Annotated in this window: 14 protein-coding genes; 3 read left to right on the top strand and 11 right to left on the bottom strand. The window is 64.1% G+C overall.

All coding sequences use genetic code 11. The annotated features are described in order from the left end of the window. Positions 1-231: 231 nt before the first annotated feature. On the bottom strand, positions 232-1,587 hold the full coding sequence (locus AC1D0I_RS02585; protein ID WP_477392860.1) for an ABC transporter substrate-binding protein: 1,356 nt from the start codon (positions 1,585-1,587) through the stop codon (positions 232-234). A 362-nt stretch (positions 1,588-1,949) separates the two neighbouring features. Here AC1D0I_RS02585 and AC1D0I_RS02580 point away from each other — a divergent pair, with 362 nt between their 5' ends. Next, positions 1,950-2,972, top strand: a complete 1,023-nt coding sequence (locus AC1D0I_RS02580) for a substrate-binding domain-containing protein (protein WP_477225137.1) — start codon at positions 1,950-1,952, stop codon at positions 2,970-2,972. A 36-nt stretch (positions 2,973-3,008) separates the two neighbouring features. Here AC1D0I_RS02580 and AC1D0I_RS02575 read toward each other — a convergent pair whose 3' ends face one another. Beyond that, entirely contained in the window at positions 3,009-3,917 is a 909-nt protein-coding gene (locus tag AC1D0I_RS02575) for a LysR family transcriptional regulator (RefSeq protein WP_477392858.1), read from the bottom strand. A 78-nt stretch (positions 3,918-3,995) separates the two neighbouring features. Here AC1D0I_RS02575 and AC1D0I_RS02570 point away from each other — a divergent pair, with 78 nt between their 5' ends. Both AC1D0I_RS02570 and AC1D0I_RS02565 read left to right on the top strand, forming a co-directional pair. After that, entirely contained in the window at positions 3,996-4,814 is an 819-nt protein-coding gene (locus tag AC1D0I_RS02570) for a class I SAM-dependent methyltransferase (protein ID WP_477392856.1), read from the top strand. A 23-nt stretch (positions 4,815-4,837) separates the two neighbouring features. Beyond that, positions 4,838-5,332 (top strand): hypothetical protein, encoded by a 495-nt coding sequence (locus tag AC1D0I_RS02565; RefSeq protein WP_477392854.1) that lies wholly within the window; start codon positions 4,838-4,840, stop codon positions 5,330-5,332. A 13-nt stretch (positions 5,333-5,345) separates the two neighbouring features. Here the strand turns inward: AC1D0I_RS02565 and AC1D0I_RS02560 are convergent, their stop codons facing one another. The 9 genes from AC1D0I_RS02560 to AC1D0I_RS02520 form a co-directional block, all read right to left on the bottom strand. Continuing rightward, a complete protein-coding gene (locus AC1D0I_RS02560; protein ID WP_477392852.1) occupies positions 5,346-6,788 on the bottom strand; it encodes a S8 family serine peptidase in 1,443 nt (480 codons plus the stop codon). Next, positions 6,778-7,446 carry an anti-sigma factor gene (locus tag AC1D0I_RS02555; protein WP_477392850.1) on the bottom strand — a complete coding sequence of 223 codons (669 nt, stop codon included), beginning with the start codon at positions 7,444-7,446 and terminating at the stop codon, positions 6,778-6,780. Before AC1D0I_RS02555 ends, AC1D0I_RS02560 begins: the two co-directional genes overlap by 11 nt. Then, the gene (locus AC1D0I_RS02550) at positions 7,443-8,009 is read right to left on the bottom strand and encodes a sigma-70 family RNA polymerase sigma factor (RefSeq protein ID WP_477392848.1); all 567 of its coding nucleotides are present in this window, start codon (positions 8,007-8,009) and stop codon (positions 7,443-7,445) included. Before AC1D0I_RS02550 ends, AC1D0I_RS02555 begins: the two co-directional genes overlap by 4 nt. 223 nt (positions 8,010-8,232) lie before the next feature. Further along, entirely contained in the window at positions 8,233-9,072 is an 840-nt protein-coding gene (locus AC1D0I_RS02545; protein WP_477392846.1) for an alkaline phosphatase family protein, read from the bottom strand. A 92-nt stretch (positions 9,073-9,164) separates the two neighbouring features. After that, entirely contained in the window at positions 9,165-10,754 is a 1,590-nt protein-coding gene (locus AC1D0I_RS02540) for an ABC transporter substrate-binding protein (protein WP_477392844.1), read from the bottom strand. Between the two features lie 175 nt (positions 10,755-10,929). Beyond that, the gene (locus AC1D0I_RS02535; RefSeq protein WP_095083048.1) at positions 10,930-12,585 is read right to left on the bottom strand and encodes an ABC transporter ATP-binding protein; all 1,656 of its coding nucleotides are present in this window, start codon (positions 12,583-12,585) and stop codon (positions 10,930-10,932) included. Next, complete coding sequence (locus AC1D0I_RS02530; protein ID WP_095083047.1) at positions 12,585-13,409, bottom strand: ABC transporter permease; 825 nt, start codon at positions 13,407-13,409, stop codon at positions 12,585-12,587. The genes AC1D0I_RS02535 and AC1D0I_RS02530 overlap by 1 nt, the downstream gene beginning before the upstream one ends. Before the next feature lie 9 nt (positions 13,410-13,418). After that, positions 13,419-14,378: an ABC transporter permease gene (locus AC1D0I_RS02525; protein ID WP_477392842.1), complete on the bottom strand. Its 960-nt coding sequence runs from the start codon at positions 14,376-14,378 to the stop codon at positions 13,419-13,421. Between the two features lie 16 nt (positions 14,379-14,394). Then, complete coding sequence (locus AC1D0I_RS02520; RefSeq protein ID WP_095083043.1) at positions 14,395-15,981, bottom strand: ABC transporter substrate-binding protein; 1,587 nt, start codon at positions 15,979-15,981, stop codon at positions 14,395-14,397. Positions 15,982-16,020 lie beyond the last annotated feature (39 nt).

The raw sequence follows: 16,020 nt of genomic DNA, 5'->3' as shown, positions 1-16,020 counted from the left end.
CATGATCCCGACAAGGAATGACCTTGGTGACGGGACCAGGCGCCGATTCAGTTGTTGGAGCGTCGTCGGCGGCGGAAACCTGCTCACATGCCGATCGCGCTTTATGTCAATGCGCTCATGCCGAAAGGCTGCGGCACGGGCCGCCGTCGGATCCGGGCCGGCAGGGTCCGGATCCAGTGGCAGGCTCGGCCGTTTGATCGCCGAGCCGGACAGGCCCCTGCTTGCCGACCGCTACTTGATCGCGTCCCAGCTCTTCTGGATGTCGGTGGCGACATCCTGCGCGGACTTGCCGCCGACCAGGTCGATCATGCCGGTCCAGAAGGCGCCGGCGCCGATCTTGCCCGGCATCAGGTCGGAACCGTCGAAGCGGAAGGTCGAGGCATTGGCGAGGATTTCGCCCTGCTTCCTCAGCGCGTCGCTGGCATAGGCAGCCTTGTTGACACCCTTGAACGGCGTCACGAAACCGCCCTCGGCCATCCAGATCTCGTGAGCTAGCGGCATCTTCAGGAATTCGATGAACGCGCGGGCGCTCTTGCTATCTTTCGTTATCATCGCCAGCGTACCGGCGCCGAGCACGGGCGTGCCCAGTTCAGGCTTGGAGGCATAGGGCGGGAAGTAGAAGAAGTCCGCGTCCTGGCCGACCTTGGTGCCTTCCGGGAAGAAGGTCGGAATGAACGACGCCTGATGGTGCAGGTAGCACTTCGGCGGCACTGAGAAGAGGCCCTTCGGGCTGTCGCGGAAATCGGTCGCCGCAACCGCCTTGGCGCCGCCGTCGACCATCTTGTCGTCGGTCGCGATCTTACCGAAGATGTCGATGGCGTTCACCACGGCGGGATCGTTGAACGGGATCTCGTTCTTCACCCATTTGTCGTAGACGTCAGGCGTCTGGGTCCGCAGCATCAGGTCTTCGACCCAGTCGGTCGCCGGCCAGCCGGTGGCGCCGCCGGAGCCGAGGCCGATGCACCACGGCTTGCCGCCATCGGCGATGATCTTCTTTTCGAGATCGGCGAGTTCTTCCTGCGTCTTCGGCACCTTGTAGCCGGCTTCCTCGAAATTGTCCGGCGAGTACCAGACCAGGGACTTCACGTCAGCCTTGTAGGGGAAGGCGAAGAAGCCCGGCTTGCCGTCCTTGTCCTTGAAGGTGCCGAGGTCGACCCATGACTGGCCGGCGCCGTAATTGTCCTTGACCCATTTGGCGGTGTCGTCACCCAGTGGCGTCAGCAGGCCCTTCGATGCCAGGTCCTGGATGAGGCCCGGCTGCGGCAGCACGGCGATGTTGGGCGGACTGCCGGCCTGCGTGTCGATGACGATCTGCTGTTCATAGTTCTCCGAGGAGGAGTATTTGATCTCGACGCCGGTGGCTTCCGAGAAATAGTCGAGAACGCCGCGCACCAGGCCTTCGTCCTCACCGCGCCACGGTCCGAAGATCGACAGCGTCTCACCCTTGAGATCGACTTTCTTGAGCTCTTCGTAATTCGCCCAGTTGAAGCGGGGATCCTCGCCCGGCTTGAACTTCAGTTCGGCATGCGCGGGCGCGTTCAGGGCGAGCGTGGCAAACGCAGCACCCAGCAAAAGCATTTTCTTCATCGGTATTCCTCCCAGTGGGCCACAAACACCGGACGGAACCTCCATTCCGCCCGCCGACGCCGCAGGACTGTGACTCAGTCGGAAAGGAACCGCAACCTTTCGAAGAGCCTTCCAAAGCGCTTTGGCTTTTTTGATCTCGCCATTGAATCGCTCGGAAGTCAAGAGGGTGAGCGGCTAATCGATTTAGTTTTGGGCTTTCGACGCGTAAAAAGTGCGCTGCAGCATGTATTTATGGCGGTGCAGCAGCAATTTTTGTTTCAAACTCACCCAAAGCGCGCCTATGCTTGTCTTCATATCGCTGCGTCCCGCGTGGCGCTCGGATCCAATCGAATTAAAAGCGCTTTGAGGCGCGGAGGCCTCCTGTGAACCTCAAGCAGCTCGCCCATATGCTGGCGCTTTCGCAGACCACGGTAAGTCGTGCCTTGAACGGCTATCCCGAGGTCAACGAAGAGACGCGCCGGCGGGTGATGGATGCCGCCAAGCGCCACGGCTATCGTCCCAACCCCAGCGCACGCCGGCTGGCGACCGGCAAGACCGGCATGATCGGCTATGTCCTGCCGACCGGTGCGTCCGTCGACATCGATCCGCATTTCGTCGAGTTCCTGTCCGGCCTCGGCGACTATGCCCGCTCGCATGAATTGGACCTGGTGCTGTCGCCGGCCGACGCCGACGACCAGGAAACGACCTACCGGCGCATCGTCGCCAACCGGCAGGTCGACGCCGTCTATATCTCCTCGCCGAGACCCGCCGACCGCCGCGTGGCGCTGGTCAACACGCTCGGCATTCCCTTCATCGTCCATGGCCGCAGCGAAGGCTTCGATTTCGACTATCCGTTCACCGACATCGACAATGAAGGCGCCTTTCACGAGGCGTCGCGGCTGCTGATCCAGCTCGGCCACCGGCGGCTGGCCCTGATCAACGGTGACGACCGCGAGACCTTTGCCATCCATCGCGAGCGCGGCGTTCGCCGCGCGCTGGCGGCGAGCGGGCTGGCATTGGGCGAACGCCATGTCTGCTCGGTGGTCATGACCGAGGAGAACGGCTATCGCGCCACCAGGCGCTTGCTGGAGGCGGGCGATGCGCCGACAGCAATCGTCTGCTCCAGCCTGATCATGGCGCTGGGCGTCGTGCGCGCTGTGCGCGATCTCGGCCTGACCATTCCAGGCGACATGTCGCTGATTGCCCATGACGACGTTTTCCCCTGGCTGAGGCCGGAGAACTTCTCCGTGCCGCTGTCGACGACGCGCTCGTCGATCCGTCTCGCCGGCGCGCGCGTCGCCGAACGGCTGGCGGCACGGATCTCGGGGCTGGAAGAGGGCGCCCGCGGCGAGGTCTGGCCGGTCGACCTGGTGGTCCGAGGCTCGGTCGCCGGTGCGCCGGCCTAGGGACCGGACAACTCCGAACGACGGTTCGCCGGCGTCTCAGGCCGGGGATTTGAGGTGGTCGATGAAGGCGCGCAGCTTCGGCAGGACCTGGCGCCGGCCGGGATGATAGAGGAAGACACCCGGCGTCGAGCCGGCAACGTCGTCCAGTACCGACTTGAGTTTTCCTTCGGCTATCGGACCTTCGGCGACGGGTCGAGGCGTCTGCGCCAGCCCGACACCCTGCATGGCGGCCCCGAGCAACGTCGGATAGTCGTGTGCGATCAGCGGCCCTGAGACCATCGCCTCGATCGCCTCGTTTCCGTCGACGAAGGACCAGGGCGCGATCGCGCCGTTCGAACGGCGCAAGCGCAAGCAGGCGTGGTGGCGCAAGTCGTCGACATGCTGGGGACGGCCGTGGCGCTTGAGATAGTCAGGGCTGCCGACGACCACGAACGCGAACGGCGGCGTGAGCCGCACCGCCACCATGTCAGCCGCGATGAACTGGCCAAGGCGGATACCGGCATCGAACCCGCCGGTCGCGAGATCGACCATCTCGTCGCTCGCGGCGATCTCCAGCTCGATCTCGGGATAGACTCGGCAGAACGATGCGATCATCGGCTCCAGGATCAACGGCACGACGGCGCGGGGCACGGACAGGCGCAGCAGCCCGGTCGGCCGCTGGCCGGCATCGCGCACCGCCTCGCCGGCAGCGACGAGTTCCTCGAAGGCAGGGCCGGCACGGTCGAGGAACCGTTGGCCAGGCTCGGTCAAGCCGACGCTACGTGTCGTGCGGACGAACAGCGCCGTGCCCATACGCGCTTCCAGCGCACGCACCGCCTGGCTCACGGCGGACGGCGTCACGCCGAGATCCGCGGCGGCACGGCGGAAGTTGCGGTGCCTGGCGACAGCCAGGAACGCCTCGACGCCCTCCAGCGCACCGTGTCGGACTGTGTAGTTCTGCTTCATGGGTTGTTGTGATTACAGCGGATAGTCGAATTATGGAAGCGGGCTTAGGTAGTAGGTGAAGCCAGGAGACATCTTGCAATGACCGATGAACTTGATGGGGTGCGCGACCACTATCGCGCGACCGGCCTGACTGAGCGGCTGAAGACGGTGCTGGCTGCCCTTGGCCCGGATGATCAGCTTCTCACGCCCCAGCAATCGGGCGCCCTTGACCAATTTCACACCCGTGGGCTTGCCGCCACCGTCGAGCTTGCCCAATTGACGGGGATCGCCGCCGGCATGTCAGTACTGGACGTCGGTTCGGGTATCGGCGGGCCGGCGCGCTTCCTGGCCGCGACCTATGGTTGCCGGGTCACTGGCGTGGATATCAGCGAGCCTTTCGTGGATGCCGCGCGTTATCTGACCGACCGCACCGGACAGAGCGGGCAGCTGTCGTTCCAGACCGCCAGTGCACTGGAGCTCCCATTCGATGATGGCCGTTTCGACATCGTGCTGCTGCAGCATGTGGCGATGAACATCTCCGACCGAGCGCAGCTCTATCGCGAGATACGGCGCGTGCTGAAACCAGGCGGCAGGTTTGCCACCTTCGACGTCGTCTTGGCCATGGGCGAGCCACACTACCCGCTCCCCTGGGCGCAAACGCCGGCGACGAGCTTTCTCCTGACAACCGTTGCAACGCGCGAGGCGATCGAACCAGCCGGCTTCCGCATATTGGCATGGCAAGACGACACCGAGGTCGCCAAGGCCTGGTTCGCACAGCTCCGCGTTTCGGGACCGCCGCCCTCGCCAAATCTCGGCGTGGTGATGGGGCCAGACTTCGCGGAGCTTGCGACCAACCTGGGACGAAATCTTATGGAGGGCCGGCTCGGCGTCCTGACCGCGGTGTTCGAGGCTGCGTGAACCAACCGTTGAGAGGAGGTCAAATGTCTACTGAAGTCCTGTTCCAAACCCATCTCGTTCTGGGCTATGTCGCGTGGCTGCTTTGCCTCAGTGCCTACGGTCTGCCGTGGCTCGGATCGATGGACAGGGTCGCGGCGCAACGCGCTATTGCTACCTTGCACAGCTTCCGCTTCTTCGGGCTCGTCTTCCTCGTCCCGGGCGTCGTCAGCCCCGATCTGCCGGCCAGCTTCGCCGTGTTCGCCGCCTATGGCGACTTCGCGACAGGGGTGCTGGCCATGCTGGCGCTGCTCACCGTGAGGATACCTCGGCTGTTCTGGGCGTTCGTCGTCGCCTTCAATCTCGTCGGGATAGTCGACCTCATCGTCGACTATTACCATGCCGTCCAGATCGACCTTCCCGTTCGCGCGGGGGAATTGGGCGCCACCTACGCGATCCCGGTCATCTATGTTCCGCTGCTGATGATCACGCACATCGCCGCATTCTATTTTCTGGTGCGTCCTCGGCAAACCGCGGCTTGAGCCCTGTCGCGGACTACTCCTTCGCCGCCTCGGCGGCCTTGATGTCGAGCAGGCCGTAGCCGAAATCATTGTCGCGGCCCTTGGGGCCGAGATCCCTGGCCGTTGCCGCCAGCGCCTTCTCGATGCCGTCGGCCGAGCGGTCGGGCGCGGCATGGATGAGATTGGCAACGGCGCCGGTCACGATCGCTGCCGCGAACGAGGTGCCGGTGACCACGTCCGAGCCGGCGCCGCTCGGCGCCACCATCTCGACGCCAGGCGCCGAGATGAAGACATAGGCTCCGCGATTGGCCTGCGGCATCAGCCCATCCTTGGCGTCGGTGGCGGTCACCGCGATGACGCCGTCGAAGGCCGCCGGGTAGCCATAGGGCGCCTTCGGCCCGTTGTTGCCGGCGGCGGCGACCAGCACGATGCCGAGCGCCCGCGCATTGCGGCAGGCAACGCCGAGCAGGTCGTTCTTCGGTCCGACGAAGCTCATGTTGATGATGCGCACGTCCTGGCTCGCCGCCCAGTCGAGCGCCGACAGGATGACGTCCATGGTCGACTTGCCGCCTTCGAAGGCGCGGGCGTGGTAGATCCTGGCGCCTGGCGCCATGCCCTCGAGCGCGCCGACGCCGGCGATCAGCCCGTCGACCGAAGTGCCGTGATCGCGCTTTTCGATGGGCACATCGGGCATGGCGTCGAACTGCCCGGCGATGACGCCTGAGAGCGCCGGATTGCTGTCGTCGATGCCGGTGTCGATCACCGCGATGCGGACGTTTTCGCCGCTGGCCTGTTTGGAATCGAGCGCGATGCGCTCGAAGGCATAATTGACGATGCTGGCAGCCTGTTGCAGCGAATAGACATGGTTGGGTTCGCGCCGCTGGGTGCGGCCGTCGGCGGCCAGTTGCGCCAGCACGACGCCGACGGGGCGGCCGTCGGGAATGCCGAACCGCACCAGCGTGGTGCCAAGCAGCCGCGACTGTCGCTGCGAGCGCACCTGGAGGCCGAACGACGCAGCGATCTGCTGCACCGCGCCGGCATCGCCGTCGACCGTCACCAGCACCTCGTCCGGCACGAAATCGCCGGCCACCGCGCGTGGCGGCTGAACGGCGATGAGATCGGTCGGCGAGACAATTGGGCCGCTAGGCGGCGGGCCGGCCTGGCTGTCGGCAGGCGGCGTCGCCGGATCCGACCGTGGTGTCGGCGGCAGTGCCGGGGGCGCAACCGGATTGGGGAACAGGTCGACGATCAGGGCTGGCAGGAAAACAGCGCCGGGCTGCGCCGCGCCCGATCCGTTCTTTGTGTCGCTGCCATCCTTGGCGCAGTCGGCGCTTGCCGCATTGCTCGCGTCGCTGCAGTCGATTTTCGTCGGATCGGGGTTGGTGGCGTTGGTCTGCGCCGACGCAGGCACGGCGGCGATTGTCATCGCCGCCGCCAGGATTGCCGCAAATCGAATGACCGCCGCCTCAGCCGCCATCAACCGGTTTCCTTCCCTCGATCACAGTCTCGGTGAAGGGCTGGGCGGCAATAAGGCCGAGCTGCTTGGTGTAGTCGGCTGCGTTGGCGGCGGGAATGCCAAGCCGGAACACGCCATCGGCGGTCGGTCCACCGATGATCTTCAGCCCGTTATTGCCCAGAAAGCCCGAAATATCCGACATCTTTGCATCCGGCTTGAACTTGACCAGGGCGAACGGCATTTTCGCCAGATCGCCTTCCGCCCCGGCAATCTCGAAATCCTTACCCTTGCCGCCGGGCTGAACAAACGACTGCACGATGATCAGCGCCAGCAGAACCGCGGCCGCCGCCCAGGCGACACCGACCGGCACCGCCATGAAGCGGCCCCATGCCTGCGCCAGCCAGGACGCGCCCGCCGACGCGCGTGCAGGTCCGGCCTCGGCGTCGAGCGCTTTGGCGAAGCGGCTCAGCGCATCGGCCGGCGGGCGGATCGCTTCGTTGGCGGCGGTGGTGCCGGAGAATTCGGCTTCGGCCTCGCCAAGGGCGGCCAGCGCCGCGGGATCGCTGGCCAGCCATTCCTCGACGGCTTCCAGGTCCGAGCCTTCCAGCGAGCCGTTCAGATAGAACGGCAGCAGCGTTTCCATTTCGTCGCGGCGCGACATCTTTTCAGCGGCGCTCATGGCCACCCCCTGTCGTAACCGGCGGCCTTCAGGGCCTCGCCGAGTTTCTTGCGGGCGTAGAACATTCGGGTCTTGACGGTCGCGACCGGAATGCCGAGCACCTCGCCGATCTCGCCCACCGACTGCCCATGATAATAGGCAAGATCGATCACCGTGCGGTGCTCTTCCGGCAAGGCGTCGACGAAGCGTCGCAAGGCGGCAGCCTTGTCTTCCTTCATGGTGACGACTTCCGGCGTGTCGGCGCTGTCGGGCACCGCGGCGGCAGCCTCGTCGTCGATCCAGTCTTCCTTTTTCTTGCGCAGCGAAGACAGCGCCTTGAACCGGGCGATGCCGAGCAGCCATGTCGAGACTTCGGAGCGTCCTTCGAAGCCTGGCGCCTGCCGCCACAGTTCGAGGAACACCTCGTTCGCGATGTCGTCTGCCATCATTTCCGATCCCGTCTGGCGCACCACGAAGCGGTAGACCCGCGCGTGGTGACGCATGAACAGGAGCCGCACGGCGGCACGGTCGCCCTTCGCGACCCGTTCGACAAGAGCGCGATCGGTCTCCGTCGCTGCCGTCATGGCCGGTCGAGCCGCCTGGCTCCTGTCTGGTCTGTCGCTGATCGGTCCAAAAAGGTTCATCCTCCGCCAAGGAATTCGCGGAGGCTAACCGAAGAGTGGGGCGGTTGCCAGACCATCCCTTCTCCACGTTCCTGTACGGGGAGAAGGTGTCGGCAGGCGGATGAGGAGCGGCGTCGGCGTTCGCTATTTATTTTCAATGTTGACGTGCGTCGCCGGCACCCCTTCAGTCCAGGAAAGACTTCGCTTTCATTGTCGCCGGCACCGGCACGCCGAGGCGGCTCAAGACGGTCGGCGCCAGTTGCAGCTGGTCGAGCAGCGTGTCGGCCTGCGGTCCCTTGCCGAGCCCGAAATAATACAGCGCGAAATCCTGCATCTCGTCGTCATGGCCGCCATGATGGCCGCGATCGGTCTGGCCGTGGTCGGCGGTGACCATCACCTCGTAGCCAGCCTCGATCCAGCGCGGCAGGAAGGCGGCCAGCATGCCGTCCATCGTATAGACGGCATGATCCATCTCGTGACAGTCATGGCCGAAGCGGTGGCCCATCGAGTCCAGCGTGCAGGTGTGCAGGATGCCGTAATCGATGCCGTGGCGCCTGGTCAGCATGGTCAGCGTCGCGAACAAATCGACGTCGCTCGGCGTCATCTGGTTGCGAAGATTGTAGCCGGTCATGGTGTGGAACCGCCCATGCGTGATCGGCCCGCCCGGCTCGTCGAATTCCATGTCCTCGACCAGGTCGAAGGGATAGGCACGGAAGAATTCCGACCAATAGGAATGGGTCACCGCACCCGTCTTGCCGCCAGCCTTGCTGACTTCGGAGAAGATGTCGGGTTGTTCGACGCGGAACCGGTTCTCGTTGGACAGGATGCCATGCACCTGCGGCGAAACCCCGGTGTGGATCGAGGCGTAGCAGCAGGCGGAGGTCGACGGCAGCACCGAGCGCATCTTCCAGACGCTTGCCTCGCCCGATTGCACCCAGCCCTCGAGATTGCCCATCAGCCGGCGCCAGTTCCTGTAGGGGACGCCATCGAGGATGATCAGCAAAAGTTTTGTCTTGAGCGCCACGGGCGGCTCCCTGCAATTGACCAGTTGAAATCAGAACGCCGCGCACCGCTGGGCACACGGCGTTCCGTTTATGAACCAATAGGCAGGATAGGCTAAGCGGTCAGCCAGCACGCGCCAAGGGCATAACCGTCCATCATCTCGCCGTTCGGGTTCTTGACGTAGCCGGCGATCTTGTTGGCGGCGGCAGCGTCGATGAACTGGTTGAAGAACGGCACGATCAGCCCACCTTCGTCGCGCATCAGCACCGCCATGTCGTGGTAGATCGCCTTGCGCTTGGCCTGGTCGAGTTCGGCGCGGGCGGTGAACAGCATCTTGTCAAATTCCGGCCGCTTGAAACGCGTGTCGTTCCAGTCGGCGGTCGAGACATAGCCGGTGGAATACATCTGGTCCTGCGTCGGCCGCCCGCCCCAGTAGGAGAGCGAGAAGGGTTGCTTGTTCCAGACCTCCGACCAGTAGCCGTCGCCGGGCTCGCGCTTGATCTCGATCTTGATGCCGGCCTTGGCGCAGGACTGCTGGTAGAGCTGGGCCGCATCGACGGCGCCGGGGAAGGCGACGTCGGAGGTGCGCAGCAGGATCGAGCCGCTGTGGCCGGACTTCTTGTAGGCTGCCGCAGCCTTTTCCGGGTCGAACTTACGCTGTTCGATATCGCTCGAAAACAGCGGATAGGCTTCGTTGATCGGGAAGTCGTTACCGACCGAGCCATAGCCGCGCAGGATCTTCTCCAGCAATTCATCGCGGTCCATGGCCAGCTTCAGTGCCATCCTCAGGTCGCTGTTGTCGAAGGGCGCGGTGTCGCAGAACATGTTGAACGGATAGTAGCCGCGGCCCGACACGTTCTCGATGGTGACGCCGGGGATGCGCTTGACCAGATCGACCACTTTCGGCTCGACGCGGTTGATCAGCTGCACCTGTCCACCTTGCAAGGCAGCCAGCCGCGCGGTCGCGTCGTTGATGACGACGATCTCGATCTGGTCGGCATGGCCCAGCTTGTCGCCCTGCCAGTAATTGGCGAAGCGCTCGCCGCCATGGCGCACGCCGGGCTGGTTGACGGCGACCTTGTAAGGCCCGGCGCTGATGCCGGCATTGGGATTGTCCTTGCCGCCATTCGGCTGGATGACAAGGTGGTAGTCGGCCATCAGATAGGGGAAGTCGGCATCGGCGTCGCCGAGTGTGACGATCACTTCCTTGCCGCTCGGCTTGATGGCTTTGATGTTCTTCAGCACGCCGAGCGCGCCCGATTTCGATTTTTCGTCGGCGTGGCGCTCAAGCGTGGCCGCGACATCCTCGGCGGTTACGGTTTTGCCGTTGTGGAATTCGATGCCGTCGCGCACCTTGATGGTCCAGGTCTTGGCGTCATCGGAAGCACCGATCTCCTCGGCGATCAGGTTCTGGACGCCGCCTTCGGGTGTCAGGCGCACGAGGAATTCGCCCCACTGCTTGCCGAAATTGTAGGTGACCTGGCTGAGGTTCAGCGCCGGGTCGAGGCTGTTGGTCGATTCACCGCCTTGCAGTCCGGCCTTGATAATGCCGCCCTTGACCGGCGTCTGGGCGAAGGCCTTGCCGGCCAACGTCGTGGCCAGTGCCGCCGAGACGCCAAGTGCCGCGGTACGGCCGAGGAAGTCGCGACGCGATATCCGGCCCTGTCCGGCGAGTTCAGCGAGATGGTCGAGTTCAGTGTTCATGTCCTACCCCCTTTATAAAAAACGACGTCACGGGCGGCGCCCGTCCAAAGGGACGTGTGGCAATCTAGTGTTGCATGCGGATGACGGCAGGCGTGCCTGGGCCAGCGGGTCGGGTCTATCCCTGCTCTGACGCAGTTCCGGCCGGAAAACAGTTCACACTTTTCCCGGAATTGCCCTAGTTCCCCGCGCTCGCCATGCGCCGTCCCTTGATCGCCTTTTCCAGCCAGCCGATCTCCATCTCTGGCACCGACGACAGGAGAAGGTCGGTATAGTCGTCGAAGGGCGGGCTCAACACCTTGCTCTTCGGGCCATAGCGCACCACTTCGCCGCGATACATCACCGCGATCGAATCGGCGATCGACTTCACCGTGGCGAGGTCATGGGTGATGAACAGATAGGCGACGTTCTCCTCCTTCTGCAGCTCGAGCAGCAGCTTCAGGATGCCATGCGCAACCAGCGGGTCGAGCGCCGATGTCACCTCGTCGCAGATGATCAGCTTCGGCTTGGCGGCGAGCGAACGGGCGATGCAGACGCGCTGCTTCTGGCCGCCGGAAAGCTCGGCCGGGTAGCGGTCGGAAAAGCCCTTGCCCATCTCGATCTTGTCGAGCAGTTCGGCGACGCGTTTGTCGCGCTCGCGGCCGCGTATGCCGAAATAGAATTCCAGCGGCCGGCCGATGATAGTGCCGACGGTCTGGCGCGGGTTCATCGCCACGTCGGCCATCTGGTAGATCATCTGCAACTGACGCAGATCCTCCTTCGGCCGGTCGGCCAGCCGGTTTGCCAGCGGGCGCCCGTCGAAGGTGACGGTTCCTTCCTCGGGTGGCAAAAGCCCGGTGATGGCGCGTGCCAGCGTCGACTTGCCGGAGCCGGATTCGCCGACCACGGCCAGCGTCTGGCCCGGATAGATGTCGACCGAGACGTTCTTCAGCACCTTGATATGGCTGCGGCCATAGGCGGCGGTGACGTTCTTCACCGACAGGAACGGCGTTGTGCCGGGCTTCTGCTCGGCGTGCTCGATCTCATGCACCGACACCAGCGCGTTGGTGTACTCCTGGCGAGGCTCCTTGATGATCTGGCGCGTGCCACCCCATTCGACCAGCCGGCCATGGCGCAGCACCATGATCTCGTCCGAGACCTGGGCGACAACGGCAAGGTCGTGGGTGATGTAGAGCGCGGCGACATGCGTGTCGCGGATGGCGTCCTTGATCGCCGCCAGCACGTCGATCTGCGTCGTCACGTCGAGCGCCGTGGTCGGCTCGTCGAAGACGATCAGGTCCGGCTCGGAACAAAGCGCCATCGCCGTCATCACGCGCTGCAGCTGGCCGCCCGAGACCTGGTGCGGAAAGCGCTCGCCGATGGTTTCGGGGTTGGGCAGGCTGAGCTTCTTGAACAGCGCAACGGCGCGCTTCTCCGCCTCGGCGCGTGTCGCCGTACCGTGCAGCAGGGTGGCTTCCACCACCTGGTCCATCAGCTTGTGCGCCGGGTTGAAGGCGGCGGCCGCCGATTGCGCGACGTAGCAGACCTCGCGGCCGCGCAGCTTGCGGAAGCCGTCCTTGCCGCCCTTGAGGATATCGCGGCCGTTGAGGATCACCTCGCCGCCGGTGATGCGCACACCACCGCGGCCATAGCCCATGGACGACAGGCCGATGGTCGACTTGCCGGCGCCGGATTCGCCGATCAGGCCAAGCACCTTGCCCTTCTGCAGAGTCAGCGAGACATCGTGCACCAGCACGATGTTCTTCGGCGGCTCGCCTGGCGGGAAGACAGTGGCCTCGATGCGCAGATTACGGATGTCGAGCAGGAGGCCAGAGTTCGCTTTGCTGTCAGCCATCACCCGCGTCCTCCCTTCAGGCTGGTCGTCCGGTTGAGCACCCAGTCCGCAACCAGGTTGACGGAAATCGCCAGCATGGCGATTGCCGCCGCCGGGATGAGCGCGGCTGCGATGCCGAAGACGATGCCGTCCTTGTTTTCCTTGACCATGCCGCCCCAGTCCGCATCCGGCGGCTGGACGCCAAGGCCGAGGAACGACAGCGTCGACAGGAACAGCACGGCATAGATGAAGCGCAGGCCGAGTTCCGAAACCAGCGGCGACAGCGCGTTGGGCAGGATCTCGCGAAAGATGATCCACGCGCTGCCTTCGCCGCGCAGCTTCGCCGCCTCGACATAGTCCATGACGTTGATGTCGACGGCGACGGCCCGTGACAGGCGATAGACGCGGGTCGAGTCCAGAACGCCCATCACCAGGATCAGCGTCACCAGGTTGGTCGGCAGCACGGAGAGCACGACGAGGGCCATGATCAGCGTCGGGATAGACATCAGGAGATCGACGAGGCGCGACAAAAGCGTATCGAACCAGCCACCGAACACCGCCGCTGAGAAGCCGAGGATGGCGCCGAGCGAGAATGATAGCGCCGTGGCAAGCACGGCGATGAAGAGCGTGATGCGGGCGCCGTAGATCATGCGCGACAGGAGATCGCGGCCGAGATTGTCGGTGCCCAGCCAATGTGTTGCCGACATCGGTTCCCAGACGTCGCCGACGATTTCGCCATTGCCGTGTGGCGCGATCCAGGGTGCGAAGAGCGCCGCCAGAACGAACAGTGACGTCAGCACGATGCCGATCAGCGCGGGGATGGGGATGCGTTTGATATCGAGCATATCCGCCCCCTATTTTGGATGTCTGAGACGCGGATTGGCGACGATAGCCCCTATGTCCGCAATGATGTTCAGGCTGATGTAGACGGCGGCGAAGATCAGGCCGACCGCTTGCACCACCGGCACATCGCGCTTGGTGACGTGGTCGACGAGATACTGCCCCATGCCCGGGTAGACGAAGATCACCTCGACCACGACAACGCCGACGATCAGATAGGCGAGGTTGAGCATCACGACGTTGATGATCGGCGCGATCGCGTTGGGGAAGGCGTGCCTGCGGATAACGTTGAATGCCGATAGGCCTTTCAGTTCGGCCGTCTCGACATAGGCCGACTGCATGACGTTGAGGATCGCCGCGCGCGTCATGCGCATCATGTGGGCCAGCACCACCAGCGTCAGCGCCGTCGCCGGCAAGGCGATCGCCTGCATGCGCTCGCCGAACGGCATGCCGTCATAGACGGTCGAAATGCCGGGGAAGATCTGCCATTTCACGGCAAAGAAATAGACCAGCACATAGCCGATGAAGAATTCGGGAAACGAGGTCGAGGCCAGCGCCAGTCCGGAGATCAGCTTGTCGACCCAGCCATTGCGGTAGCGCACCGCGATCAGCCCGAGGATAATCGCCAGCGGCACGGCGACGATCGCCGCCCAGAAGGCGAGAAACAGCGTGTTCCACAGCCGGTCCTTGATCGACGTCGCGATGTCCTGGCCGCTCGACATGGCTGTGCCAAGATCGCCGGTGAGCACGCCGCCGAGCCAGCGGAAATACCTGATATAGGCCGGATCGTTGAGGCCGAGCTGCTCGCGCAAATTGGCGAGCGACTCCGGTGTTGCCGATTGCCCGAGAATGGCTTGCGCGACGTCGCCGGGCAGGATCTGGGTGCCGGCGAAGATCAGGACCGAAACGGCCAACAACAGGACGTTGCCCAGCGCAACGCGCTGGGCAATTAGCTTCAGGATGGGTGAAGACATATCCGCAAAGCCGGGCTCAGGCCTGGAGCCAGCACTTCGCCAGGGCGTAGCCGTTCATCAATTCCTGATGCGGATCATCGACCCAGCCATCGACCTTGGCGCCGGTCGCATCGATGAACTGGTTGAACATCGGCAGGATCAGGCCGCCCTCGTCGCGCACCAGGACAGCCATGTCATGGTACATCTGCTTGCGCTTGGTCTCGTCGAGTTCGGCGCGCGCCGCCAGCACCATCTTGTCGAAGTCCGGACGCTTGAAACGCGTGTCGTTCCAGTCGGCGGTCGACAGATAGGCGGTCGAGTACATCTGGTCCTGCGTCGAGCGGCCGCCCCAGTAGGAGGCGCAGAAGGGCTGCTTGTTCCAGACCTCGTTCCAGTAGCCGTCGCCAGGCTCGCGCTTGAGCTCGATCTTGATGCCGGCCTTGGCCGCGCTCTGCTGGAACAGCTGCGATGCATCGACAGCGCCCGGGAAGGCGACGTCCGAGGTCCTCAGCAGCACGGTGCCGTCGTGACCCGACTTCTTGTAGTGGAACTTGGCCTTGTCGGGATCGTACTTGCGCTGCTCGATCTCGGTGAACAGCGGATAGGACGAATTGATCGGGAAGTCGTTGCCGAGCGAGCCGTAGCCGCGCAGGATCTTGTCCAGCATTTCCTCGCGGTCGATGGCCAGCTTGAGTGCCATGCGCAGATCGTTGTTGTCGAACGGTGCCGTGTTGCAGTGCATGATGAACACGTAGTGGCCAGGACCCGCGTGGTTGCGGATGGTGACGCCCGGCAGGCGCTTGATCAGGTCGACGATCTTCGGCTCGACGCGGTTGATCATGTTGACCTGGCCGCCCTGCAGGGCCGCCGTGCGTGCGGTCGCATCGTTGATGACGATGACTTCGATCTGGTCGGCATGGCCCATCTTGTCGCCCTGCCAGTAATTGGCGAAGCGCTCGCCGCCATGGCGTACGCCGGGCTCGTTGGTCTTGACCACGTACGGGCCGGCCGAGATGCCGGCATCCGGCTTGTCCTTGCCGCCGTTCGGCTGCACGATCAGGTGATAGTCGCTGAGCAGATAGGGCAGGTCGGCGTTGGCCTCCTTCAGCGTCAGCACCACTTCCTTGCCGCTCGCCTTGATGGTCTCGATGCCCTTCATGTAGCCGAGCGCGCCGGATTTCGACTTTTCGTCCGAATGGCGCTCGAGCGTCGCGGCGACGTCTGCCGCGGTCACCGTCTTGCCATTGTGGAATTCGACGCCGTCGCGGATCTTCAACGTCCACACCTTGGCGTCGTCCGAGGAGCCGATCTCCTCGGCGATGCGGTTCTCCAGCTTGCCTTCCGGCGAAAGCTCGACGATCATTTCGCCCCAGCACTTGCCGAAGGCGAACGGCACCTGCGTCATCATCAGCGCCGGATCGAGGCTGTTGGTGGATTCACCGCCGACGAGGCCGGCCTTCAGCGTGCCGCCCTTGACCGGGCCGGCAGCGCGCGCCGCACCTGAAAGCAGCGAGTTGGCGAAGGTCGCGGTGACGCCGAGGGCTGCCGCCCGACCGAGAAAATCGCGACGGCTCAATTTGCCGGAAGCGACTCGCCGGCTAAGGAATTCCAGTTCGTTTGACATGTTGAGTTCCTCACTCTGTTGGTTCGACTCTGCGGTCGT

The sequence above is a fragment of the Mesorhizobium sp. P2_D1 genome (genome assembly GCF_056404455.1).
Note: the sequence above shows the minus strand (reverse complement) of the source record. Positions and strands in the feature narration are given on the sequence as shown.

Excerpts from the sequence above, each read along its gene's own strand:
- AC1D0I_RS02585 (WP_477392860.1), bottom strand. The coding sequence starts at position 1,587 with ATGAAGAAAATGCTTTTGCTGGGTGCTGCGTTTGCCACGCTCGCCCTG.
- AC1D0I_RS02575 (WP_477392858.1), bottom strand. The coding sequence starts at position 3,917 with ATGAAGCAGAACTACACAGTCCGACACGGTGCGCTGGAGGGCGTCGAG.
- AC1D0I_RS02570 (WP_477392856.1), top strand. The coding sequence starts at position 3,996 with ATGACCGATGAACTTGATGGGGTGCGCGACCACTATCGCGCGACCGGC.
- AC1D0I_RS02565 (WP_477392854.1), top strand. The coding sequence starts at position 4,838 with ATGTCTACTGAAGTCCTGTTCCAAACCCATCTCGTTCTGGGCTATGTC.
- AC1D0I_RS02560 (WP_477392852.1), bottom strand. The coding sequence starts at position 6,788 with ATGGCGGCTGAGGCGGCGGTCATTCGATTTGCGGCAATCCTGGCGGCG.
- AC1D0I_RS02555 (WP_477392850.1), bottom strand. The coding sequence starts at position 7,446 with ATGAGCGCCGCTGAAAAGATGTCGCGCCGCGACGAAATGGAAACGCTG.
- AC1D0I_RS02550 (WP_477392848.1), bottom strand. The coding sequence starts at position 8,009 with ATGACGGCAGCGACGGAGACCGATCGCGCTCTTGTCGAACGGGTCGCG.
- AC1D0I_RS02540 (WP_477392844.1), bottom strand. The coding sequence starts at position 10,754 with ATGAACACTGAACTCGACCATCTCGCTGAACTCGCCGGACAGGGCCGG.
- AC1D0I_RS02535 (WP_095083048.1), bottom strand. The coding sequence starts at position 12,585 with ATGGCTGACAGCAAAGCGAACTCTGGCCTCCTGCTCGACATCCGTAAT.
- AC1D0I_RS02530 (WP_095083047.1), bottom strand. The coding sequence starts at position 13,409 with ATGCTCGATATCAAACGCATCCCCATCCCCGCGCTGATCGGCATCGTG.
- AC1D0I_RS02525 (WP_477392842.1), bottom strand. The coding sequence starts at position 14,378 with ATGTCTTCACCCATCCTGAAGCTAATTGCCCAGCGCGTTGCGCTGGGC.
- AC1D0I_RS02520 (WP_095083043.1), bottom strand. The coding sequence starts at position 15,981 with ATGTCAAACGAACTGGAATTCCTTAGCCGGCGAGTCGCTTCCGGCAAA.